Source organism: Streptomyces sp. NPDC015661 (assembly GCF_043077765.1).
Lineage (GTDB): Bacteria > Actinomycetota > Actinomycetes > Streptomycetales > Streptomycetaceae > Streptomyces.
Genome location: NZ_JBIBST010000009.1, coordinates 384205 through 406996, shown reverse-complemented (window position 1 = coordinate 406996; position 22792 = coordinate 384205). Strand labels below are relative to the sequence as shown.

Sequence of the window (22792 nt, the reverse complement as noted above, 5' to 3'; positions counted from 1 at the left end):
CTGGGGGAATCCCGCTCGTCGCGGGGCTGCGGCGGGGCGCAGAATGGGGGAATGGCGAGGGACGGCACGAGCGGGGAGGAGCGGGCGCGGTACTGGCGGCCCGCCGAGCTGCCCGGGGTCGACCTGTTGCACGCCCACTACATCCACAAGGCCTTCGCCCGGCACACCCACGAGAGCTTCGTCTTCGCCGCGATCACCGAGGGCGTCGAGGCCTTCCACTACCGCGACGAGCTCGTCCACGCCGGGCCCGGACAGATCGCGCTCGTCAACCCGGACACCCCGCACACCGGGCACGCGGGCGTGCCCGAGGGCTGGACCTACCGGACGATCTACCCCGACGCGGAGATCGTCCGGTCGATCGCCGCAGACACCCTCGCCCTGCGCGGCGCGGCAGGCTTCACCTCGCCCGTCGTCGACGACCCGTACGCCGCCCGGCTCGTCATCGGCGTCCACCGGGCCGCGGAGGAGGGCAACGCGCTCGCCGCGGACAGCCTCCTGCGCCTGGTCACCGCCCGGATGCTGCGCAGCCACGGCGGTCTCGTCACCCCGCTGCCGCCCCGCTCGGCGGGCGCCCGGAACGCGGCACGCGCGCGTGAGGTCCTGGAGGCCGGGATGATCGAGCCGCCGACCCTGGAGCGGCTCGCCGCCGACCTCGGCACCAGCCCGTTCGCCCTGCTCCGTGCCTTCCGCGAGGCGTACGGGATGCCTCCGCACACCTGGCTCACCGACGCGCGCGTACGGAGGGCCCGGCAGCTCCTCGACGCGGGGACGCCCCCGGCGGAGGCGGCCGCCGCCGTCGGCTTCACCGACCAGTCGCACCTCAGCCGGCACTTCACCCGCAGTGTGGGGGTCCCGCCGGGTGCGTACCAGCGCGCGCGGGGCGTCGGACGTCAGGCTCCGTAGCCGCGGCAGGAACGTACGGGGACGGGCTTCGCGGGCGCCGCAGGAAGGTACGGGGGCGGGTTTCGCGGGCGCCGCAGGAACGTACGGGGCGGGTTTCGCGGTCGCGGCAGGAACGTTCGGAGCGGGTTTCGCGGTCGCGGCAGGAACGTACGGGGACGGGCTTCGCGGGCGCCGCAGGAACGTACGGGGACGGGCTTCGCGGGCGCCGCAGGAACGTACGGGGGCCGGCTCGCGGTCGCCGCAAGAACGTACAAGACCGGGGTCGGACCGCTCCCGTAACGTCCCTGACGTGGCAGAACAGACAGCACCTCCCGTCATACGCGACGGCACCCCGGCCAAACCCGACGCGGCCGTCGTCCGCGACGCGCTCGGCGTCGGCATCGCCGTCGGGCTCTCCGGCTTCGCCTTCGGCGTGACCTCGGCGGGCTCCGGCCTCAGCCTCCTCCAGACCTGCGTCCTCAGCCTGCTCGTCTTCACCGGCGCATCGCAGTTCGCCCTCGTCGGAGCGCTCGCCGCGGGCGGCAACCCCTTCACGGCCGCCGCCGGCGCCTTCTTCCTGGGCACCCGCAACGCCTTCTACGGGCTGCGGCTCTCCCAGCTCCTCGCCCTGCCGAAGGCCGTCAGGCCCTTCGCCGCGCACTGGGTGATCGACGAGACCACGGCCGTCGCCCTCCCCCAGCCGTCCCGCCGGGCCGCCCGGATCGGCTTCACCGTCACCGGCCTCACCCTGTACGTCCTGTGGAACCTGACCACGCTCCTCGGGGCGCTCGGTGCCGAGGCGATCGGTGACACCGCGGCCTGGGGGCTCGACGCCGCCGGACCCGCCGTCTTCCTGGCCCTGCTCGCCCCCATGCTGACGTCCGCCACGGAGCGCGCCACCGCCGGGATCGCCGTCCTGCTCGGCCTCGGACTGCTGCCCGTGCTGCCGGCCGGCGTCCCGGTCCTCGCCGCCGCCCTCGCCGCCCCCGCCGTGCTCTGGGCCCGGGGCCGGCGCACGGCCCCCACCGGAGGAGAGAAGGACTCCCGATGAACGTCTGGATCGCGATCGCCCTCACCGTCGCCGGGTGCTACCTCGTCAAGCTGATCGGCCTGCTCGTGCCCGCAGGCACGCTGGAACGCCCGCTCGTCCAGCGGCTCGCCGCCCTGCTCCCCGTCGCGCTGCTCGCCGCGCTCACCGCGCAGCAGACCTTCAGCACGGGCGGCGACCTCGTCCTGGACGCCCGGGCCGCCGGGCTCGCCGCGGCCGCCGTCGCGCTCGTCCTGCGCGCGCCGTTCCTGGTCGTGGTGGGCGCCGCCGTCGCCGTCACCGCGGGGGTACGCGCGCTGGGCTGGTGACCGCAGCGAGCCCGGTGTGCCTCGCCGGTGCGCCTCAGTCGATCGCGCGGCCGTGCGCGCGGAGGGTGCGCAGCGCCTCGACGGTGACGATCGGGCGCCACTCCAGGGCTGAGCCGGGCGCCCAGGCGCTCCGGCGGGTGGGCCAGCCGCCGTCCTCCTCCTGCTCGGCTGCGAGGCGGTCCAGGGAGCGGGCCATCTCCTGCTCCGTGAACCAGCGCCCGGCCAGCGAGTCCGGCACGCGCGCGTAGTCGTGCGGACGGAGGTGCTCACCGGGCGCGTACCCGTCGTGCGCCACCGGGTGGTCCTCCGGCCGGTCGGGGTCCGGGAGGGCGAGTCCCTGCTCGCGGACGAGCCGGCCGAGTTTGGCGGCGGCCGCCTCCGCGCGTGAGCGGTCGGGGGCCGAGTCCAGGAAGGCGACGGCCGCCTGGATCTCGTACGGATGGGACTTCTCGAGCGACTCCACGGCCGACCAGCAGAACTCGGTGGCCCGGAACAGCCACGCGTGCCAGACCTGGTTGCGGTGCAGAACGCCGACCACCGGGCCGGTCGAGAGCAGGGCGCTCGGCGGGAAGTCGACGACCGGGACGAAGGGCGCCGAGGGGTAGTGGCGCTGGGACGGGTGGATCGCCGGGAGCGCGCCGTCGTGCGTGGACACCTCCGTGAGGTAGCGGCAGATCCGCTCCACGCGCAGTCCGCCGCAGCGGCCGATGGAGTCCAGCACCCGCAGCCCGTGCGCGGTGTGCAGGGGCTGGCTGACCGGGCCGCGCAGATCCGGTTCGAGCGCGTGTCCGTAGCCGCCGTCCTCGTTGAGGTACGCCGTGAGGGCCGTCTCGACCCGGTCCGGGCCGCCGCGCAGGAAGTGGTAGGCGAACCGGTGCTGTTCGAGGACGCGGGCCGTCAGCCAGATGAAACGCTCGGCGCGCGCCAGGGGAGTCGAGGGCGGGGAGGAGAGGGGATTTTCGGCCATGCTCCGAAGGTAGGGCGGAAAAGCGCGGTGACAAGGTCTGCGGACCGGGCTGCACTCTTGGGGGCGGGATACTGGGGTCATGCGGTTGACGATTTTCTGGGAACGGATGGCGGACCACTTCGGTGCGGGGTATGCCGAGTCCTTCGCGAGCGACCATGTGATGGCCGAGCTCGGGGGCCGGACGGTGCGCGAGGCACTGGACGCCGGCTGGGAGGCGAAGGACGTGTGGCGGGCCGTCTGCGCGGCCGTCGACGTACCGGCCGACAAGCGATGACCGGAAAGCGAACCGCGGGGTGACTGGCGGGGATGTGAGGGGTCCCGGGTGGAATGTCCGTGCGGTGCGCGAGACTGGCGGGGTGGCCCCGACTGACGACACCGAGAAGACCGAACCGAACGATGTGCCCGACGTACTCGACGTGACCGACGGCACGGCCTCCCCGGCGCCCGCCGTGGCTCCGGCCGCCGCTGCCCCCGCCGAGGCCGCGGCTCCGGCGGCCGTGCCGTCGGAGGCCGTGGCCGGCCCGGCCGCCGGGCCCGCGCGGATGCCGCGCTGGCTGCCCCGCGCGCTCGTGCTCGCCCTCGCGCTCTACGCCGTCTTCCAACTGGGCAACTGGGCCTTCCACCAGCTCGTCGGCCTCCTCGTCAACATCCTGCTCGCCTTCTTCCTCGCCCTCGCCATCGAGCCGGCGGTCGGACGCATGGCGGCGCGCGGGATGCGCCGGGGCCTCGCCACCTTCCTCGTCTTCTTCGCCGTCACGGTCTTCGGCGTCGGCTTCGTCGTCCTCCTCGGCTCGATGCTGGCCGGCCAGATCGTGGATATGGTCGAGAACTTCCCCAAGTACCTCGACTCGCTGATCAACTGGATCAACCAGAACTTCCACACGGACCTCTCGCGCGTCGAGGTCCAGGACAGCGTGCTGAGCTCCGACTGGCTCCAGAAGTACGTGCAGAACAGCGCGTCCGGCGTCCTCGACGTGTCCGCCACCGTCCTCGGCGGACTCTTCCGGCTCCTCACGATCTTCCTGTTCTCGTTCTACTTCGCGGCCGACGGGCCCCGGCTGCGGCGCGCGCTCTGCTCCGTCCTGCCGCCGGCCCGCCAGACCGAGGTCCTGCGCGCGTGGGAGATCGCCGTCGACAAGACCGGCGGCTACCTCTACTCGCGCGGCCTGATGGCCCTCATCTCGGGCATCGCGCACTTCGTGCTCTTCGAGATCCTGGGCGTGCCGTACGCCCCGGCGCTCGCCGTCTGGGTCGGCCTCGTCTCGCAGTTCATCCCGACCATCGGCACCTATCTGGCCGGCGCCCTGCCGATGCTGATCGCCTTCACCGTCAACCCCTGGTACGCGCTGTGGGTGCTCGGCTTCGTCGTGATCTACCAGCAGTTCGAGAACTACGTGCTCCAGCCGAAGCTCACCTCCAAGACCGTGGACATCCACCCGGCGGTGGCCTTCGGCTCGGTCATCGCGGGCACGGCGCTGCTCGGTGCCGTCGGCGCGCTGATCGCCATCCCGGCCGTCGCCACCCTCCAGGCCTTCCTCGGCGCGTACGTGAAGCGGTACGACGTGACCGACGACCCGCGCGTCCACGGCCACCGGAGATACGGCGAGGCGGTCGTGGCCCGGCTCCAGAAGGCCCTGCACCACAAGAAGGAGACCTGACCTCACAGGTACGAAGGGCCCGTCACCCGGTGCCGGAAGGCGTGCCAGATCCATGCCTGGACGGCCACCAGCAGGGGGGTGACGACCAGCAGGGCGGGCACGAGCAGCTGGAGCGTGCTCGGCGCGGCCGTCCGCCCGGCCAGCGGCAGCGCGGTGCCCGCCCAGAGCGGAAGCCCGGCGAGCAGGACGCCGGTGAGCGCGAAGGACTGCCAGGGGCGCCCGGTGCGTCCGACGAGCCGGCGGGCCCGCTCGTACGGCACGCCCGTGAGGCGCAGCGTGGCGAATCCGAGCCCGTGCACGGCGAACAGCGCGGCCACCGCGAACGCGGTGAGCAGCGCCGTGGGGCCCGTCGCCGGGGCGTACGGGTGCCCGGTCAGCAGGGCCGCGAGCAGCCACCCCCAGGAGAGCGCGACGGTCCAGCTGCCGCACGCCACGGCGGCGTCGCAGCCCGCGCGCCAGCGGGGCCCGGGGCCCCGGCCGCGCGACCAGAGCCCCACGTCCCGGAGGATCCAGCCGGCCAGCAGGGCCACGAGGACCGGGAACTGGCCGCTCAGGAGTTCCCCTTCCAAGGCGGGGAAGCAGCCCACGAGGACACCGGCGGCGGCGACCAGCCAGACCTCGTTGCCCAGGAAGAACGGGGCGAAGGAGGCGATGACGAGACGCCGCTCGCGGTCGTTCCGGCCGAGCCAGGGGGTGAGCATGCCGGTGCCGATGTCCGCCCCCGCGAGGACGAACCAGCCCACGGCGAAGAAGGCGAGCAGGGTGATGGCCAGGGTCTCCACGGGGGCTCCTCGGGCTTTCCTCGGTGGTTCGGGCTGTTCAGTAGCGGGGAGCGGGCAGGGAGTCCGCCGGGTCGGCCGGCGGTGCCCCCGGCTCCCCGCCGTCGGGGTCCGGACGCTCGTCGTGGCCGAGGCCGGATTCGACGGGGCCGCGGCGGGCGTGCCGGGCGAGGAGCCAGGCGTTGAGGAGGGCGAGCAGGACGAAGACGGTGGTGAAAACGGTGAGGGAGAGGCGCATGGTGTCGGGGGAGAGGTCCGAGACGGCGTCCTCCGTCTTGAGGATCCCGTAGACCACCCAGGGCTGCCGTCCGGCCTCCCGGAAGACCCAGCCGGCGATCATGGCGAGATACGGCAGGGGCACGGCCGCCATCAGGACGAGGTGCCAGAGCCGGAACCGGAGGACGACCTTCTTGAAGCAGGCCAGGATCACCCCGGCGAAGCACAGGTACATCATCAGCGCGAAGCTGATCAGCATCACCAGACCGCCGCCCCGGGTCCACGCCTCCGAGGGCACGTAGTCGCCCGGCCCGAAGCGGTCGGTCATCTCCGCCTGGATCCGCGCGATCTCGGCCGACTTCGCGCCGAAGACGGCCGACTTCATGGGCTGGAAGGTGGTGAGGGCGCGGAACTGCAGCCCGCCGAAGACGGACGCGGCCATCAGCGCGGGTGCCGACACGAAGACCCCGATGCGCAGGCTGCGGCCGAAGAACTCCGCCTCCGGGCTGCGCCGGAAGAGGTGGTACGCACTCACCCCGGCCATGAAGAACCCGGCGGTCAGCAGCGCGCCCGCCAGGACGTGCCCGAAGGCGAGCAGCGCGGAGGGGTTGGTGAGGAGGGCGACCGGGTCCTCGAGGACCAGCTCGCCGCCCTCGGAGCCGTATCCCACGGGGTGGTTGAGGAAGCCGTTGGAGACGAGGATCCAGTACGCCGAGAGGTAGGCGGTCAGCACGACGATCCAGATCGCGGCCAGGTGGGCCCAGCGGTTGAGCCGGTTCCAGCCGAAGATCCACAGACCGAGGAAGGTCGACTCGACGAAGAACGCCACGATCGTCTCGACGGCGAGCGAGGCCCCGAGGACATTGCCCGCCCCGTGGGTGAGCCCGCTCCACGCCATGCCGAACTGGAACTCCATCACGAGCCCGGTGACGATCCCGACCGCGTAGTTGATCACGTACAACTGGCCCCAGAACCGCACCATGCGTGCGTGCAGCGGATTCCGGCTGAACGTCGCCCTGGTCTGGAGCGCGGCGACGACGGTCGCGAGCCCCAGGGTGAGGGCGACGAAGAGGAAGTGTCCGCCGGCGGTGAGGGCGAACTGCAGCCGCGCGAGATCGAGTACGTCCTGATTCACCCGGTCAGCGTGGGCGTACGGTCAGGGGCCCGGCGTCACCCCGGGGTGGACACCGGCCGTACCCCGTCGGTTGCGCCTCCCCACGCGCGCGTACCCCCTGAGTTGTGCCGGTGGGGTCCCGTCCCCCAGGGGCCCTCAGGCCAGCCAGCCGGGAGTGATCATCCCCGACTCGTACGCCAGGATCACCAGTTGCGCCCGGTCGCGCACCGCCAGCTTGGTCATGATGCGGCTGACGTGGGTCTTGGCGGTGGCGGGGGAGAGGACGAGCCGGCCCGCGATCTCGTCGTTGGAGAGTCCGGCGCCCACCAGGCCGAGCACCTCGCGCTCCCGCTCGGTGAGGGCGTTCAGCCGGGGGCTCGGATCCGGCTGTCGGCCCGCGAGACCGGCGAACTCGGCGATCAGACGGCGGGTCACGGCCGGGGAGATCAGGGCGTCGCCGCGCGCCACGACCCGTACCGCGTGCAGCAGTTCCATCGGCTCGGTGTCCTTGACGAGGAAGCCCGAGGCGCCGGCGCGCAGCGCCCCGTACACGTGGTCGTCCGCGTCGAAGGTGGTCAGGATGACCACCCGCACGCCTTCCAGCCGCGCGTCGCCGGTGATGCGACGGGTGGCCTCCAGACCGTCGAGCACCGGCATCCGGATGTCCATCAGGACGACGTCCGGCCGCAGTTCGCGGGCGAGTGCGACCGCCTGCTCCCCGTCCCCGGCCTCTCCGACGACCTCGAGGTCCTCCTCGTCGGAGAGGATCGACCGGAAGCCGGCCCGGACCAGGGTCTGGTCGTCGGCGAGCACGACACGGATCATCGGGGGTCCCTCTCGGATGGGGGAGGTGCGGCGGGTGTGGCGGGTGTGGTCAGGGGGAGCCGGGCGTCCACCAGGAAGCCGTCCCCGTCGTTCCGGGCGGTGAGCTCCCCGCCGAACGCGCGGGCCCGCTCCGTCATGCCCCGGATGCCGCTGCCCAGCGGGCGGCCCTCCGGCGCGCCCCCGCCGTCGTCGGCGATCCGCAGCCGCACCGCGTCGGCGCCCCAGTCCAGGGTGATCGACACGGTCCTCGCGCCCGCGTGGCGGGTGACGTTCGTCAGGGACTCCTGCACGATCCGGTACGCGGCGAGGTCGACGGGCGGCGGCAGCGGTACGGGCGTGCCGGTGGTGTGCGTACGGACGTCGAGGCCGGCGCTCCGGGCGCGTGCGGCGAGGTCGCCGAGAAGTGCCAGCCCGGAGGACGGCGTGGTCGGCGTCGACTCGTCGGCCCGGCGCAGCACCCCCAGGGTCGCCCGCAGCTCGCGCAGGGCGTCCTTGCTGGTCGCCTTCACCGCCTCCAGGGCCTCGGTGGCGGTGACGAGCGCCGTCTCGGGGGCCGGCTTCTTGCCGAGCCGGTGGAGCGCCGCCCCGGACTGGACGTTGATCAGCGAGATGCTGTGCCCGAGCACGTCGTGCACCTCACGGGCGATCCGCAGCCGCTCCTCGGTGGCGGACTGCCGGGCGCGGGCCTCCTGCTCCCGCTCGGCGGCGAGCGCCCGCTGCTCCACCTCGTGGAGATAGGCGATCCGGGTGCGCTGGGCCCGGCCCACGGCGACCAGGCTGATCAGCCAGCCGGCCAGCATGGCGAGCGAGGTGTCGTCGATCTGCCGGTGCCCGGGCTGCTGCCGGATCTCGCCGAAGCCGACCGCGAGCAGCGTGACGGCCGCGAGCGCGACGGCGGCGGCGAAGCGGCCCTCGGCTGCGGTCGTGTACAGCGCGAGGGCGAAGGCGATCATGAGCGGGCCGTCCTGGGCGGACAGCGGGTAGTAGACGACGCAGGCGATCAGCGTGGCCACGGCCACGGCGACCGGCTGCCGCCGCCGGAAGTACAGCGCTCCGCAGCCGGCCAGGATCAGCGCCCAGCCGAGCACCGTGCGGAGCGCGGGCTCGCTCGTGTACTGCGCCGAGACGGCCGTCCAGACCGCCACCACGAGCAGGACGACTCCTGCCACGAGGGCGTCTGCGGCCCGGGCCGACAGACGGCCGCCGCCGGGGGCGCGGAGGGGGAGGGACATGGGTCGAAGGATAGGCGGGAGGGCGGTCCGGCACCCTGCTGGCCGAGTTTGCTAGTAAAAAAAGTGACTATCATCGAGAGTGGTGCGCAGGTGATCGAGGAAGGCGGGTCCATGTCGGACGGCACGTTTCTGCGGTACGTCGCCCTGGGGGACAGTCAGACGGAAGGGCTCGGTGACGGTGACGACACCGTCGGGCTGCGCGGATGGGCGGACCGGCTCGCGGAGTCGCTCGCCCGCGAGCGGCCCGACGTGCGCTACGCCAACCTGGCCGTACGGGGCCGCCTCGCCGGCCAGGTCCGCGCCGAGCAGCTCGCCCCCGCCCTCGCGCTCCGGCCCGACCTCGCCACGGTCGTCGCCGGCGTCAACGACCTGCTGCGCCCCCGCTTCGACGCGGACGCGACGGCCGGGCACCTGGAGGCGATGTTCGCCGCGCTGACCGGGCAGGGCGCCCGCGTCGCGACCCTCACCTTCCCCGACGTCGGCCGGATCACTCCGCTCGCCCGCCCGCTCGGCCCCCGTGTCGAGGCCCTCAACGAGCGGATCCGCGCGGCCTCGCGCCGGCACGGCGTCACCGTCGTCGAGACCTCCCGGCATCCCGTCGTCACCGACCCCCGGCTGTGGAGCCCCGACCGGCTGCACGCCGGCCCGATCGGCCACGCGCGCATAGCGGCCGCCGTCGCCCACGCGCTCGCGCTGCCCGGCTCCGACGACTCCTGGACCCGTCCGCTGCCGCCGCAGGCCGTCCCCACGGGTCTGGGTGCGGTGACCGCCGAGCTCCGCTGGGCCGGGTCCTTCCTCGGCCCCTGGATCGGCCGGCGCCTGCGCGGCCGCTCGTCCGGCGACGACCGCCGCGCCAAGCGGCCGGAGCTGCTGCCGGTGACGGCCGGTCCCCAGTAGGTTCGTGTCGCCGAAGGGCGTGCCGGGAGGGGTGTGAGGGGTGATCGAGACCGATCTGGAGCTGGACGACGGGCGCCGTCTGCACGTCTACGACACCGGAGCGGGCCCCGCGTTGACCGTCTTCTGGCAGCACGGGACGCCGAACATCGGCGTGCCCCCGGGGCCGCTCCTCCCGGATTCCGCCCGGCTCGGGATCCGCTGGGTGTCGTACGACCGTCCCGGGTACGGCGGGTCGACTCCCCGGCCGGGCAGGGACATCGCCTCGGCGGCCGACGACGTACGGGCCGTCGCCGACGCGCTGGGGATCGGACGGTTCGCCGTCATGGGGCACTCCGGCGGCGGCCCGCACGCCCTGGCCTGCGGGGCGCTCCTGCCGGAACGGGTGCTCGCCGTGGTCGCGGCGGCGAGCCTCGCGCCCTTCGGAGCCGAGGGGCTCGACTGGTTCGCGGGCATGACGCCGTCCGGCGCGGCGGGCCTGCGGGCCGCCGTCCAGGGGCGTGCGGCGAAGGAGGCCTACGAGGCGGGAGCCGGGTACGACCCGGAGATGTTCACCCCCGCCGACCACGCGGCGCTCGCCGGGGAGTGGTCCTGGTTCGGCGCGGTCGTCGGTCCGGCCGTGGACGGCGGGCCGGGCGGGCTGATCGACGACGACCTCGCCTATGTCGCCCCGTGGGGATGCGACCCCGCCGGGGTGGCCGCGCCGGTCCTCCTGCTGCACGGCGGCGAGGACCGGATCGTGCCGAGCGCGCACGGCCGGTGGCTGGCCGGGCACAGCCCCGGCGCGGAGCTGCGGCTCGACCCGTCCGAGGGGCACATCTCCGTCCTCGGGGCCGGCCGGGCGGCCCTGGAGTGGCTCGTCGACCGGGGCGCCTGACGGCCGCGTGGCGCGCTTGACACTAAAATCGAACATCCATTCTCATGGAAGCCCGACCCTTGGAATCACGGGCTTGTCGCCGAGTTGTCCACAGGTCGGAGGGGACGCCGGGGCCCATTGTCAGTGGCAGGGGTTAGCGTCTTTCACATGAAGCGATCGACTCAAGCAAACCGGGTGGAACCCATGGCAGGAACCGACCGCGAGAAGGCGCTCGACGCCGCACTCGCACAGATTGAACGCCAATTCGGCAAGGGCGCCGTGATGCGCATGGGCGACCGCACCCAGGAGCCGATCGAGGTGATCTCCACCGGATCGACCGCCCTCGACGTCGCCCTCGGCGTCGGCGGCCTGCCGCGCGGCCGTGTCGTGGAGATCTACGGACCGGAATCCTCCGGTAAGACGACCCTGACCCTGCACGCCGTGGCCAACGCCCAGAAGGCCGGCGGCCAGGTCGCCTTCGTGGACGCCGAGCACGCCCTCGACCCCGAGTACGCCAAGAAGCTCGGCGTCGACATCGACAACCTCATCCTGTCCCAGCCGGACAACGGCGAGCAGGCGCTCGAGATCGTCGACATGCTGGTCCGCTCCGGCGCCCTCGACCTGATCGTCATCGACTCCGTCGCCGCGCTCGTCCCGCGTGCGGAGATCGAGGGCGAGATGGGCGACTCGCACGTGGGTCTCCAGGCCCGCCTGATGAGCCAGGCGCTCCGGAAGATCACCAGCGCGCTCAACCAGTCCAAGACCACCGCGATCTTCATCAACCAGCTCCGCGAGAAGATCGGCGTGATGTTCGGCTCGCCGGAGACCACGACCGGTGGCCGCGCCCTGAAGTTCTACGCCTCGGTGCGCCTCGACATCCGTCGCATCGAGACCCTCAAGGACGGCACGGAGGCGGTCGGCAACCGCACCCGCGTCAAGGTCGTCAAGAACAAGGTCGCGCCGCCCTTCAAGCAGGCCGAGTTCGACATCCTCTACGGCCAGGGCATCAGCCGCGAGGGCGGCCTGATCGACATGGGCGTGGAGCACGGCTTCGTCCGCAAGGCCGGCGCCTGGTACACGTACGAGGGCGACCAGCTCGGCCAGGGCAAGGAGAACGCCCGCAACTTCCTGAAGGACAACCCCGACCTCGCCAACGAGATCGAGAAGAAGATCAAGGAGAAGCTGGGCGTCGGCGTCCGGCCCGAGGCCCCGTCGGCCGAGCCGGGTGCGGACGCGGCGGGCGCCGCCGACGCGGCCGGTGCGGACGACGCCAAGAGCGTCCCGGCTCCCGCGAGCAAGACCGCGAAGGCGACCAAGGCCACCGCGGTCAAGAGCTGAACCGGTGACCGGGCGCACCGAATGGCCGGGTGACAGCTCCGACTCGTCGAGGGCCGAGAAGGAGCTGTCACCCCAGGATCCGGCTGAGCGGGCGCGCGCGATCTGCCTGCGCCTGCTCACCGGAAGCCCCCGCACGCGCAAGCAGCTCGCCGACGCGCTGCGCAAGCGGGAGATCCCCGACGAGGTGGCGGAGGAGGTCCTCTCCCGCTTCGAGGACGTCGGTCTCATCGACGACGCCGCCTTCGCGGGGGCCTGGGTGGAGTCCCGCCACCACGGCCGGGGCCTCGCCCGCCGGGCTCTCGCCCGGGAGCTGCGCACCAAGGGCGTCGAGCCGACCCTCATCCAGGAGGCGGTGGAGCAGCTCGACTCCGAGCGGGAGGAGGCCACGGCGCGTGAGCTCGTGGACCGCAAGCTGCGCGCCACCCGCGGCCTCGACCGCGACCGGCGCCTGAGACGGCTCGCGGGCATGCTCGCCCGCAAGGGGTACCCCGAGGGCATGGCCCTCCGCGTCGTCCGCCAGGCCCTGGAGGCCGAGGGCGAGGACACGGAGGGGCTGGACGAGCCCTTCTGACACGGGCTTCCGGGACGCGTCCCGCCGGGACGTGCCCTTTCCAGACGAGTCCTTCTGACACGGGGGGACAGAAGGACTCGTCCGGTGGTGGGCCGTGGGACGGTCCGTCAGGCGCGGGTGGCCGGGAGGAGGACCGGGAGGCCGGCGGCCTTCCAGGCCTGGAAGCCGCCGACGAGGTCCGTCGCCCGGTGCAGGCCCAGGCGGCGCAGGGACTCGGCCGCCAGGGAGGAGGCGTAGCCCTCGTTGCAGAGGACGACCACCCGCAGGTCGTGACTGTCGGCCTCCGCCGCGCGATGGCTGCCCAGGGGGTCGAGCCGCCACTCCAGTTCGTTGCGCTCCACGATCAGCGCGCCCGGGATCAGGCCGTCCCGTTCCCGCAGGGCGGCGTAGCGCGTGTCCACCAGGAGCGCGTCACCCGCCTCGTACGCCTCGTAGGCGGCCCGGGGCTCGATCCGGTCGAGTCCCGACCTGACCCGCTCCAGGAGCTCGTCGATGCCCACTCGCTCCTCGCTCACTGCCAGTCCTCCGGACGCTCGACCTGCTCGAGACGGAGCACCGCGCCCGTCCGGCTGAACCGCCGGATCAGCGGGAGCGGCGGATGGTAGGCGTGCACCGACACCGCGTGGGTGTCCGTGGACTCGTTCAGCACCTCGTGCACATGGTGGCGGCCGAACGCCCGGCCGGTGCCCTCCGAGAGGCGCCGGGAGCGGTCGAGGCCGTCGGCCAGTTCCAGGGTCTTCCAGCCGCTCGCCGGCAGCCGGACCGCGAGCGCGTTCTCGGTCAGCGTCCCGCGCGCGGTCGCGAAGGCGCCCAGCGATTCGGCGTGGTCGTGCCAGCCGGTGCCGGTGCCGGGCGGCCAGCCGATGAGCCAGGCCTCGCTGCCGCCGGGGCCGTCGAGCCGTACCCAGGTACGGCCCTCGGGGTCGAGCGGCAGGGAGTCGACGAGTTCCTTGTCGGCCGCCGTACGACGGACGAAGTCGAGGAGTTCCGCCGACGTCGGGGACGGGGCGGGGGAGAAGGCAGGGGGATGAGAGGTGACGTGCTGGGGCACGGGTGACCGTCCTGGGGTTCGCGAAGAGCGCGCGACGGCACACGGCACACGGACAGGGGCCGGTGGCGGGGCGCGCGCGGGGAAAGGGGCGAGATCAGCAGGACGGGCGACACACGCAGCCCGCATAGCGGAGGAGGTCCATATGGACCCTCCGCCACAGGCGCACATCGGTGTCGGTCACGCTCCGGAGTACACCATGCGCGCCTGCGTGAATCAATGCATGTCCGCCGTGCGGTCGCTCGACACGGACACTTCGGGGGACTCCTCCGCGGACTCCTCCGCCGGAGCCTCCTCGGCGACCGAGCCGCCACGGGCCGCGTCCGCCGCCGCGTACAGCTCCTCCGGGCGGACCCCGGAGAAGGCGGCGACGAGGTGCCCGTCGGGCCGTACGAGCAGGACGGCGTGGGCCGGAGCGCCCGGGTAGGCCTCCGTGACCAGGACCTCGGCCTTCACCGGGAGTGCCTGGACCGCCTCTTCGAGCCGGGGCATCACTCCAGCGCTCCGCCAGTGGCGCCGGTCCCACACCCCGGTGCCGGGTGCGACCAGGAGGACCAGGAGGCGGCCCTGGCCGAGGCGGTCCCGGAGCCGTACGGTCGTGCCGTCGGGGGCGGTCACGCGGACGTCCTCGACCGGAGCGCCCGGCGGGGTGCCGACGGGCGTCTGCCCCTCGGTGTACGGGGGCGCGAGGGGCGAGTGGGGGTACGCCGGGGGCGCGCCGAGCGGGCCGCGCCCCACATGACCGTCGGTCAGCAGGGCGTCGTGGCCGCGCGAGGCGCCCGGGAGGTACGTCCGCAGGCCTCCGCCGCCGCGCAGGACGGGCAGCGACTGGTCCGCCGCGCGCAGCCGGGTCGCGACGGCCGTCCGCCGCTCGCTCTGGTAGCTGTCGAGCAGCCGCTCCGAGCCGCCGTGGTGCCAGGCGTGGGCGAGCTTCCACGCGAGGTTGTCCACGTCCCGCAGCCCCTCGTCGAGGCCCTGGGTGCCGACCGCGCCGAGCAGGTGCGCCGCGTCCCCGGCGAGGAGGACCCGGTCCACCCGCCAGCGGCGGGCGAGCCGGTGGTGCAGGGTGTGGACGCCGGTGTCGATGAGTTCGTACGGGGGTGTCACGCCCTCGCACCAGCCGGCCAGGGTCTCGCGGATCCGGGCGACCAGCGCGTCCGGGGTGACCAGGTCGCCGCGGGGCGGCAGCAGCCAGTCGATCCGCCACACCCCGTCGGGCAGCGGACGGGCGGTGATCTCCTCGCCGGCGCCGCGCCACGGGGGCTGACGGTGCAGCAGGGCCTCGCCGGGCCAGGGGAGTTCGGTGCGCAGCGCGGCGACGGCGTGCCGCTCCACCGCCGTGCGGCCGGGGAAACGGATCCCGAGGAGCTTGCGTACGGTCGAACGGGCACCGTCGCAGCCGACGAGGTGGCTGCCGCGCCACCAGGTGCCCTCCGGGCCGCGGGTGTGGGCGACGACCCCGTCCCGGTCCTGCTCGATGGTGTCGAGCCGGGACTCGGTGACGATCCGGATCAGCTTCTGCCGGGAGATGGCGTCGCGCAGTCCGCGGGCCAGGGCGTGCTGGGGGATGTGCAGCGGGGCGGCCGGGGAGGCGGGTGCGTCGGGGTCCTCGGACCATTCCTCCGTGCCGCCGAGCCCCAGGTCGAGGGTGAGCCGGCGCACCTCCTGGCGGCGGCGCATCCCCCGCCAGCCGACCCAGCGGACGCCCTCGTCACGGAGGGTCGTGCAGCCGAGCCGCTCGACCGTCGCGGCCATGTCGGCGCGCAGGACGACGCTGCGCGCGGGGCGGGGCTCCTCCTTGCCGGCGCCCTCGTCGAGGACGACGCTGGGCACGCCCTGCGCGGCGAGCGCGAGGGAGAGCGCGAGGCCGACCGGCCCCGCGCCCACGATGATCACCGGGTCCACGGCGCGGCTCCTGTAGGCCGGACGGTCATGGGGGCAGCACAGCTGAGTGTGGCACGGGCCCGGTGGTTGATCACAGACCGTATGCAACCCACTGAGGGTGCTTGCGTCAAGCGACGGGGTGGGCGCGGTGCGGCTGACCTGAAGTCAGTACCGCTCCGGCCCACCCCTGTTGTCCCACGGACCCCTGCGGGGTCAGGCGCCGCTGACGGCCTCCGACTTCACGTCGGTGGCTCCGGCCTGGGCCGGGAGGGCCACCGAGGGGGTCTTCCTGCCCCGGCGCAGCCGCCTCTCCAGCCGGCCCGCGAGGGTGGTCAGGGCGAAGTTCAGGGCGATGTAGATCAGCGCGATGACCGTGAGGGTGGCGATCGTGTTGGCGCCGTAGTTGGCCGTGATCTGCCGGTTCTGGCTGAGCAGCTCCCCGAAGCCGAGCAGGGCGCCGCCGAGCGCGGTGTCCTTCACGATGACGACGAGCTGGCTGACCAGGGCCGGGAGCATGACGGTCACGGCCTGCGGCAGCAGGACGTACAGCATGGTCTGGCCCTTGCGCATGCCGAGCGCCACGGCCGCGTCGCCCTGGCCGCGGGGCAGGGTGAGCACGCCGGCCCGGACGACCTCGGCGATCACGGAGGCGTTGTAGAGCACCAGGCCGGTGACGACCGCGTACAGCGGGCGGAAGTCGGAGCTGACGGTCGTGAACTGCGCGTACAGCGCGCTCGAGAACATCATCAGGAGCAGCACCGGGATGGCGCGGAAGAACTCCACGAGCGCGCCGACGGGCACGCGGACCCAGCGGTGGTCGGAGAGCCGGCCGATGCCGAGGGCCGCGCCGAGCGGCAGCGCGATGACGATGGAGAGCGCCGCGGCCTTGAGGGTCTCGGTGAGGCCGGGCAGCAGGTACGTCGTCCAGACCGCGGAGTCGGTGACGAACGGGCTCCACTTGTCCGCGTCCAGCTGGTGCTTGGCGTTCAGGGCGTCGAGCACCCACCAGGCCACCAGGGCGAGGACCGCGACGAAGACGATCGTGTAGACGACGTTGCGCCGCTTCGCGCGCGGGCCGGGGGTGTCGTACAGGACGGAGCTCATCGCTTCACCGCCAGTCGCTTGGCCGCCCAGCCGAGGATCAGGCCGGTGGGGAGGGTGAGGACGATGAAGCCGAAGGCGAAGATCGCGAAGACGGCGAACAGCGCGTCGCTCTCGTTCTCGAGCATCGTCTTCATCAGGAGCGAGGCCTCGGCGGCGCCGATCGCGGCCGCCACCGTGGTGTTCTTGGTGAGGGCGATCAGGACGTTGGCGAGCGGGGTCACCGCGGCGCGGAAGGCCTGCGGGAGGACCACGAGCCGGAGGACCTGGGTGAAGCTCAGGCCCAGCGCGCGGGCGGCCTCGGCCTGCCCCGGCGGAACGGTGTTGATGCCCGAGCGCAGCGCCTCGCAGACGAAGGTGCCGGTGTAGGCGACGAGTCCGAGGACGGCGAGGCGGAAGCCGATGTTCTCGAAGCTCTCCGCGCCGAGCGTGATGAGCAGGGTCTGGTTGAGGCCCAGCAGGCAGGCGACGAGGACCACCGTCAGCGGAGTGTTCCGGACGATGTTGACGTACGCGGTGGCGAAGCCCCGCATCAGCGGGACCGGGCTGACCCGCATGGCGACCAGGGCGGTGCCCCAGACCAGCGAGCCGATCGCCGAGTAGAGGGCGAGCTGAGCCGTCACCCAGAAGGCGCCGAGCAGGTCGTACTGCCCGGAATCAAGAAAGTCGAACACGATGCCCCGCGCTCTCCCCTGGTGGTCGGTCGGTGTGGAGGCCGCCGCGTGGGCGGCGGCCGGTGCCGGTGTGACGGCCGCCCGCGTGCGGGGCGGCCGTCACCGCAGAGGCGGGTGGGTTACTTCTGGACCGCCGGCGCGGCCTCGTACTGGTAGCCGGAGGGGCCGAAGTTCGCCTTGACGAGCTTCTCCCAGGTGCCGTCGGAGACCATCTTCTCCAGCGCCGTGTTGATCTTGCCGCGCAGCTCGTCGTCGCCCTTCTTCAGGCCGATGCCGTAGTTCTCGTCGCTCATCTTCAGGCCGACGAGCTTGAACTTGCCCTGGAGCTCCTTCTGTGAGGCGTAGCCCGCGAGGATCGAGGCGTCCGTGGTCAGGGCGTCGACGGCCTTGTTCTCCAGGCCGGTGAGGCACTCGGAGTAGCCGCCGAGCTGCTGGAGGTTGGCCTTCGGGGCGAGCTTCTCCTTGACGTTCTGCGCGGAGGTCGAGCCGGTGACCGAGCAGAGCTTCTTGGAGTTGAGGTCCTCGACCTTGGTGATCGAGTTGTCGTCGGCGCGGACGAGGAGGTCCTGGTGGGTCAGGAAGTACGGACCCGCGAAGTCGACCTCCTTCTTGCGCTTGTCGTTGATCGAGTAGCTGGCGACGACGAACTTCACGTCACCGTTCTTGATCAGGTTCTCGCGCTCGGCGCTCGGCGCCTGCTTCCAGTTGATCTTGTCCTCGGAGTAACCGAGCTCCTTCGCCACGTACTTGGCGACGTCCACGTCGAAACCGGCGTACTTGCCGTCCGGGGTCTTCAGGCCCAGGCCCGGCTGGTCGAACTTGATGCCGATGGTGATCTTGTCGCCGTTGCTGCCGGAGTCGGAGCCGCTGCCGCAGGCGGTGGCGGTCAGGGCGAGGACGACGACGGCCGCGGCGGCGGCGGTGCTGCGAAGCTTCATGGAGGAAAGTCCCTTGAGTAGGCGTGAGTGGGGAAGACTAGGTCGTCAACCCGCTCAGTGGTGAAGGATTTTGGACAGGAAGTCCTTGGCCCGGTCGCTGCGCGGGTTGCTGAAGAACTCCTCGGGTGTCGCCTGCTCGACGATCTTTCCGTCGGCCATGAAGACGACGCGGTTGGCGGCGGAGCGCGCGAAGCCCATCTCGTGCGTCACGACCACCATCGTCATTCCGTCCCGGGCCAGTTGCTGCATGACCTCCAGGACCTCGTTGATCATCTCCGGGTCGAGGGCCGAGGTCGGCTCGTCGAAGAGCATGACCTTCGGGTCCATGGCCAGCGCGCGGGCGATCGCCACGCGCTGCTGCTGGCCGCCGGAGAGCTGAGCGGGGTACTTGTCCGCCTGGGTGCCGACGCCGACCCGGTCGAGCAGGGCCCGGGCCTTGGTCTCGGCGGCCTTCTTCTCCGTCTTGCGGACCTTGACCTGGCCCAGCATCACGTTCTCGAGCACCGTCTTGTGCGCGAAGAGGTTGAACGACTGGAAGACCATGCCGACGTCGGAACGCAGCCTGGCCAGCTCCCTGCCCTCCTGGGGCAGCGGCTTGCCGTCGATGGTGATGGTGCCGGAGTCGACGCTCTCCAGCCGGTTGATCGTGCGGCACAGCGTCGACTTGCCGGACCCGGAGGGCCCGATGACGACCACGACCTCGCCGCGGGTGATCGTCAGATCGATGTCCTGGAGGACATGCAGTGCGCCGAAGTGCTTGTTCACGTCGGACAGTACGACCAGGTCGTCCGCGGCACGCGGGGTGGCCTCGGGACTCTTGGACACTGACTCTCCGCTCATCGGCCTCTTGCTCCGTCCTCCTCGGTTGGGGAGGACACTAGAGACCCGATGTGACGACCGTCATCACATCTGAGCGGAAATTGAGGATAACGATACGGCCGCAACCGGACACAGAGTGTGAAGGTGACGGCCGGGCCGTACCGGGTCCATAACGGAAACGCCGGCGTAACAGGGGGACACTTGACTGTGACACCCATGTTCGGTGTTCATGCCCTGGTGGCACCTGGTACACAGAGAGCCGCCATCGACAGATCACGAAGCAATCTTCACGGAGGAGGTACGCATGCGACTGCTGCTCGTCGAGGACGACGACCACGTCGCCGCCGCACTCTCCGCGATCCTCGCGAAGCACGGCTTCACGGTCACCCACGCCCGCAACGGCGAGGAGGCCCTCCAGGCCGTCCTGCCCACCGCCCAGGGCGAGCGGCCCTCGTACGGAGTGATCCTGCTCGACCTCGGCCTCCCCGACCAGGACGGCTACCAGGTCTGCGGCCGCATCCGTAAGCTCACCACCACCCCGGTGATCATGGTGACCGCGCGCGGAGACGTGCGCTCCCGGATCCACGGGCTCAACCTCGGCGCCGACGACTACGTCGTCAAGCCCTACGACCCCGGCGAGCTCCTCGCCCGCATCCACGCCGTCAGCCGGCGCCGCGCCGGAGCCGAGGAGACCACGGGGACCGCGGGGACCGCCGACGAGACCGTGCTGCGGCTCGGCTCCGTCACCGTCGAGCTGCCCACCCGCCGGGTCAGCATCGACGGCGAGAGCGTCCCGCTCACCCGCAAGGAGTTCGACCTGCTCGCCCTCCTCGCCCAGCGGCCCGGCGTCGTCTTCCGCCGCGAGCAGATCATCAGCGAGGTCTGGCAGACCAGCTGGGAGGGGACCGGCCGCACCCTGGAGGTGCACGTCGCCTCCCTGCGCTCCAAGCTGCGGATGCCCGCCCTGATCGAGACCGTGCGGGGCGTCGGCTACCGCCTCGTCGCCCCCGCCGCGTAGGGGGCGGCTCCGCACGTGCGCACCCGACTCCTCCCGCTGCTCATCGTGCTGATGGCCGGCGTGCTGCTCGCCCTGGGCTTCCCCCTCGCCGCCAGCCTCGCCGCGTCCGAGCAGCAGCGGGTCGTCGTCGACCGGCTCGACGACGCCGCCCGCTTCGCCGCCCTCGCCCAGTTCGTCAACGAGAGCAGCCCCGGCACCGACGAGCGGCGCACCACCCTCGGCGGCGAACTCGCCAGCTACCACGACGTGTACGGCATCCGCGCCGGGATCTTCTACCGCGACAACCGCGCCATGGCCGCCGCCCCCGAGGACTGGGTCGTCCCGTACGACGGGGAGGGCCGGCGCGCCTTCAACGAGGCCCTGCTCGGGCGCCGCAGCCACGACCCGCCGCAGGTCTGGCCCTGGCAGGGGGACGCCCGGCTCACCATCGCCTCCCCCGTCGTCCGCGACGGGGACGTCGTCGCCGTCGTCGTCACCGACTCGCCGACCGGACAGCTCCGCTCCCGCATCCTGCGCGGCTGGCTGCTGATCTTCGCCGGCGAGGCCGCCGCGATGCTGCTCGCCGTCGGCGCCGCCTTCCGGCTCACCGGCTGGGTGCTGCGACCGGTCCGCGTCCTCGACGCCGTCACCCACGACATCGCCACCGGGCAGATGAACTCCCGCGTGGCCGCCACCGGCGGACCTCCCGAACTGCGGCGCCTCGCCCGCTCGTTCAACGAGATGGCCGACAACGTCGAGGACGCGCTCGAACAGCAGCGGGCCTTCGTCGCCGACGCCTCACACCAGCTGCGCAACCCGCTGGCCGCGCTGCTCCTGCGGATCGAACTGCTCGCCCTCGAGCTCCCCGAGGGCAACGAGGAGATCGCCTCCGTACGGACCGAGGGCAAGCGCCTCGCGCAGGTCCTCGACGACCTCCTCGACCTGGCGCTCGCCGAGCACGCGGCGGCCGAGCTGAGGCTCACCGACGTCGGCGCGCTCACCGACGAGCGGGTCGCGTCCTGGCGCCCGGTCGCCGAGGACAAGGGCGTCACCCTGACCGGGGAGTGCGGGGCGGTCACTGCCTGGGCGGACCCGGTGGCCCTCTCCAGCGCCCTCGACGCCGTGATCGACAACGCGCTGAAGTTCACCCCCGCGGGGGAGCCGGTCACGGTCACCGTCGTCCCGGACCGGTCGACCGTGGCCGTCGTCGTCGCCGACCACGGGCCCGGCCTCACCGAGGAGGAGCTCGGCCGGGTCGGCGACCGCTTCTGGCGCTCGGGCCGGCACCAGAACGTCAAGGGATCGGGCCTCGGCCTCTCCATCGCGCGCGTCCTGCTGACGGCCGGCGGCGGAGGCGTGACCTTCGCCCCGAACGAGCCGCACGGGCTGAGGGTGACGGTCACCGTGCCCCGGCACGCCCCCGCCGAGCGCGATCCGGGTCAGGGCTTCACGGAGCGGTAGGGCACGGGACGGAGACCGGGGTGCCTCAGTAGGGCACGGGACGGAGTACGGGGTGCCTCAGGGCTTCACGGAGCGGTAGGGCACGGGACGGAGTACGGGGTGCCTCAGTAGGGCACGGGACGGAGTACGGGGTGCCTCAGGGCTTGACGGAGCGGTAGGGCACGGGACGGAGTACGGGGTGCCTCAGGGCTTCACGGAGCGGTAGTAGCGGCGGGCGCCGTCGTGGAGCGTCAGGGGCTCGGTGTAGACGGCCGTCCGCAGGTCCACCAGCTGGGCCGGGTGCACCTGGCGGCCGATCCCGTCCCGGCTCCTGATCACCGTACTGGTGAAGCCCTCCACCAGGTCCTCGTCCGCTTCCACCGTGGTGACCAGCAGGTTCGCCACCGCCAGGGTCTCGATCGGCCGGCCGTCCTGCGCCTTCGCGTACGCGTCCGCCGGGATCACCGCCGACCGGTAGTGCCGGGTCGACTCGCCGACGTCGTGCAGCCGGTCGACCAGCCGGGCGTCCAGCGGGATCAGCCGGACCGGGAAGCGCTCGGACAGCTTCTGCACCGCGTCGGTCGGCAGGCCGCCCGACCAGAAGAAGGCGTCCAGCTCGCCGTGCTCCAGGAGCCCCGGCATCGTGTCGATGCCCGCGGACACCGGTTCGATGTCCCGGACGGGCGTCAGGCCGGCCGCCGCGAGCACCCGGTCGGCGATCAGCCGCACGCCGGAGCCGTCCTGGCCGACGCCGACCCGCAGCCCGCGCAGGTCCTGGACCCGCTGCACCGAGGAGCCCTTGCGCACGACGAGCTGTACGTAGTCGTCGTAGAGCCGTGCGCAGCCGCGCAGCCGCTCGAAACCGGGCCTGCGGTCGCGCTGGTACTGGGCCACCGCGTCTGCCGTCGCGACCGTGAAGTCGGCCTTGCCGGTCGCGACCCGGGCCAGGTTCTGCTGGGAGCCCTCGCTGTCCTTGAGCGTTATCGACACCTCGGGCAGGTCCTCCGCGAGGGCGTTCTTCAGGAGATCCCCGTACTTCTGGTAGACGCCGGTGGGGACACCCGTACTGAAGGTGACCGAGCCGCTCGGGACGGGGGAGCCGAAGGGAATCAGCCACCACGCGAGCACCCCGCACACCGCGAGCAGCGCGGCCGAGACCGCCAGGAGACGGCGGCGGGCGGCACGGGAGAGCGAGGCGAACAT

25 protein-coding genes are annotated in these 22792 nt (G+C 72.6%); 11 read left to right on the top strand and 14 right to left on the bottom strand.

Annotation, left to right across the window (positions count from 1 at the left end; translation table 11 throughout):
- Window positions 1-51 precede the first annotated feature (51 nt).
- From ACF07V_RS26030 to ACF07V_RS26020, 3 genes are all read left to right on the top strand, one after another.
- Window positions 52-903, top strand: coding sequence for an AraC family transcriptional regulator (locus ACF07V_RS26030; protein ID WP_392157604.1), 852 nt, complete (start codon window positions 52-54; stop codon window positions 901-903).
- 289 nt (window positions 904-1192) lie between these two features.
- Window positions 1193-1933 (top strand): AzlC family ABC transporter permease, encoded by a 741-nt coding sequence (locus tag ACF07V_RS26025; RefSeq protein ID WP_392157603.1) that lies wholly within the window; start codon window positions 1193-1195, stop codon window positions 1931-1933.
- The gene (locus tag ACF07V_RS26020; RefSeq protein ID WP_392157601.1) at window positions 1930-2238 is read left to right on the top strand and encodes an AzlD domain-containing protein; all 309 of its coding nucleotides are present in this window, start codon (window positions 1930-1932) and stop codon (window positions 2236-2238) included. The genes ACF07V_RS26025 and ACF07V_RS26020 overlap by 4 nt, the downstream gene beginning before the upstream one ends.
- Before the next feature lie 34 nt (window positions 2239-2272).
- Here the strand turns inward: ACF07V_RS26020 and ACF07V_RS26015 are convergent, their stop codons facing one another.
- The gene (locus tag ACF07V_RS26015; RefSeq protein ID WP_392157600.1) at window positions 2273-3205 is read right to left on the bottom strand and encodes a hypothetical protein; all 933 of its coding nucleotides are present in this window, start codon (window positions 3203-3205) and stop codon (window positions 2273-2275) included.
- 79 nt (window positions 3206-3284) lie between these two features.
- Here ACF07V_RS26015 and ACF07V_RS26010 point away from each other — a divergent pair, with 79 nt between their 5' ends.
- Both ACF07V_RS26010 and ACF07V_RS26005 read left to right on the top strand, forming a co-directional pair.
- The gene (locus ACF07V_RS26010; RefSeq protein WP_369146874.1) at window positions 3285-3479 is read left to right on the top strand and encodes a DUF3046 domain-containing protein; all 195 of its coding nucleotides are present in this window, start codon (window positions 3285-3287) and stop codon (window positions 3477-3479) included.
- Window positions 3480-3747: 268 nt separating this feature from the next.
- The gene (locus ACF07V_RS26005) at window positions 3748-4863 is read left to right on the top strand and encodes an AI-2E family transporter (RefSeq protein WP_392157645.1); all 1116 of its coding nucleotides are present in this window, start codon (window positions 3748-3750) and stop codon (window positions 4861-4863) included.
- Between the two features lie 2 nt (window positions 4864-4865).
- Here the strand turns inward: ACF07V_RS26005 and ACF07V_RS26000 are convergent, their stop codons facing one another.
- The 4 genes from ACF07V_RS26000 to ACF07V_RS25985 form a co-directional block, all read right to left on the bottom strand.
- Complete coding sequence (locus ACF07V_RS26000) at window positions 4866-5645, bottom strand: cytochrome d ubiquinol oxidase subunit II (RefSeq protein ID WP_392157599.1); 780 nt, start codon at window positions 5643-5645, stop codon at window positions 4866-4868.
- A 37-nt stretch (window positions 5646-5682) separates the two neighbouring features.
- The gene (locus ACF07V_RS25995) at window positions 5683-6993 is read right to left on the bottom strand and encodes a cytochrome ubiquinol oxidase subunit I (protein ID WP_392157597.1); all 1311 of its coding nucleotides are present in this window, start codon (window positions 6991-6993) and stop codon (window positions 5683-5685) included.
- Between the two features lie 135 nt (window positions 6994-7128).
- The gene (locus ACF07V_RS25990) at window positions 7129-7797 is read right to left on the bottom strand and encodes a response regulator (RefSeq protein WP_392157596.1); all 669 of its coding nucleotides are present in this window, start codon (window positions 7795-7797) and stop codon (window positions 7129-7131) included.
- Entirely contained in the window at window positions 7794-9029 is a 1236-nt protein-coding gene (locus ACF07V_RS25985; protein ID WP_392157594.1) for a sensor histidine kinase, read from the bottom strand. Before ACF07V_RS25985 ends, ACF07V_RS25990 begins: the two co-directional genes overlap by 4 nt.
- A 111-nt stretch (window positions 9030-9140) precedes the next feature.
- Here ACF07V_RS25985 and ACF07V_RS25980 point away from each other — a divergent pair, with 111 nt between their 5' ends.
- The 4 genes from ACF07V_RS25980 (at window position 9141) to recX (ending at window position 12688) form a co-directional block, all read left to right on the top strand.
- The gene (locus ACF07V_RS25980; RefSeq protein WP_392157644.1) at window positions 9141-9926 is read left to right on the top strand and encodes an SGNH/GDSL hydrolase family protein; all 786 of its coding nucleotides are present in this window, start codon (window positions 9141-9143) and stop codon (window positions 9924-9926) included.
- A gap of 40 nt (window positions 9927-9966) precedes the next feature.
- On the top strand, window positions 9967-10800 hold the full coding sequence (locus ACF07V_RS25975; protein ID WP_392157593.1) for an alpha/beta fold hydrolase: 834 nt from the start codon (window positions 9967-9969) through the stop codon (window positions 10798-10800).
- A 183-nt stretch (window positions 10801-10983) separates the two neighbouring features.
- On the top strand, window positions 10984-12117 hold the full coding sequence (gene recA / locus ACF07V_RS25970) for a recombinase RecA (protein WP_392157592.1): 1134 nt from the start codon (window positions 10984-10986) through the stop codon (window positions 12115-12117).
- Window positions 12118-12121: 4 nt separating this feature from the next.
- Window positions 12122-12688, top strand: a complete 567-nt coding sequence (gene recX / locus ACF07V_RS25965; RefSeq protein WP_392157591.1) for a recombination regulator RecX — start codon at window positions 12122-12124, stop codon at window positions 12686-12688.
- 107 nt (window positions 12689-12795) lie between these two features.
- Here the strand turns inward: recX and ACF07V_RS25960 are convergent, their stop codons facing one another.
- The 8 genes from ACF07V_RS25960 to ACF07V_RS25925 all read right to left on the bottom strand — a co-directional run bounded on the left by ACF07V_RS25960 (window position 12796) and on the right by ACF07V_RS25925 (window position 19173).
- Window positions 12796-13203, bottom strand: a complete 408-nt coding sequence (locus ACF07V_RS25960) for a rhodanese-like domain-containing protein (RefSeq protein ID WP_392157589.1) — start codon at window positions 13201-13203, stop codon at window positions 12796-12798.
- On the bottom strand, window positions 13200-13739 hold the full coding sequence (locus ACF07V_RS25955; RefSeq protein WP_392157587.1) for a cysteine dioxygenase: 540 nt from the start codon (window positions 13737-13739) through the stop codon (window positions 13200-13202). The genes ACF07V_RS25960 and ACF07V_RS25955 overlap by 4 nt, the downstream gene beginning before the upstream one ends.
- 94 nt (window positions 13740-13833) lie before the next feature.
- Window positions 13834-13905, bottom strand: coding sequence for a putative leader peptide (locus tag ACF07V_RS25950; protein WP_310851512.1), 72 nt, complete (start codon window positions 13903-13905; stop codon window positions 13834-13836).
- A gap of 47 nt (window positions 13906-13952) precedes the next feature.
- Window positions 13953-15641, bottom strand: coding sequence for an FAD-dependent monooxygenase (locus ACF07V_RS25945; protein ID WP_392157585.1), 1689 nt, complete (start codon window positions 15639-15641; stop codon window positions 13953-13955).
- Window positions 15642-15833: 192 nt separating this feature from the next.
- Window positions 15834-16724, bottom strand: coding sequence for an amino acid ABC transporter permease (locus ACF07V_RS25940; RefSeq protein ID WP_392157584.1), 891 nt, complete (start codon window positions 16722-16724; stop codon window positions 15834-15836).
- Entirely contained in the window at window positions 16721-17395 is a 675-nt protein-coding gene (locus ACF07V_RS25935; RefSeq protein WP_392157582.1) for an amino acid ABC transporter permease, read from the bottom strand. Before ACF07V_RS25935 ends, ACF07V_RS25940 begins: the two co-directional genes overlap by 4 nt.
- A 119-nt stretch (window positions 17396-17514) precedes the next feature.
- Complete coding sequence (locus tag ACF07V_RS25930) at window positions 17515-18333, bottom strand: glutamate ABC transporter substrate-binding protein (protein ID WP_392157581.1); 819 nt, start codon at window positions 18331-18333, stop codon at window positions 17515-17517.
- A gap of 54 nt (window positions 18334-18387) precedes the next feature.
- The gene (locus tag ACF07V_RS25925; protein ID WP_392157579.1) at window positions 18388-19173 is read right to left on the bottom strand and encodes an amino acid ABC transporter ATP-binding protein; all 786 of its coding nucleotides are present in this window, start codon (window positions 19171-19173) and stop codon (window positions 18388-18390) included.
- A gap of 283 nt (window positions 19174-19456) precedes the next feature.
- Here ACF07V_RS25925 and ACF07V_RS25920 point away from each other — a divergent pair, with 283 nt between their 5' ends.
- Together ACF07V_RS25920 and ACF07V_RS25915 are read left to right on the top strand one after the other, a co-directional pair.
- Window positions 19457-20170 carry a response regulator transcription factor gene (locus ACF07V_RS25920; RefSeq protein WP_392157577.1) on the top strand — a complete coding sequence of 238 codons (714 nt, stop codon included), beginning with the start codon at window positions 19457-19459 and terminating at the stop codon, window positions 20168-20170.
- Window positions 20171-20185: 15 nt separating this feature from the next.
- Window positions 20186-21610, top strand: coding sequence for an ATP-binding protein (locus ACF07V_RS25915; protein ID WP_392157576.1), 1425 nt, complete (start codon window positions 20186-20188; stop codon window positions 21608-21610).
- 183 nt (window positions 21611-21793) lie between these two features.
- Here ACF07V_RS25915 and ACF07V_RS25910 read toward each other — a convergent pair whose 3' ends face one another.
- The gene (locus ACF07V_RS25910; RefSeq protein ID WP_392157642.1) at window positions 21794-22792 is read right to left on the bottom strand and encodes a TAXI family TRAP transporter solute-binding subunit; all 999 of its coding nucleotides are present in this window, start codon (window positions 22790-22792) and stop codon (window positions 21794-21796) included.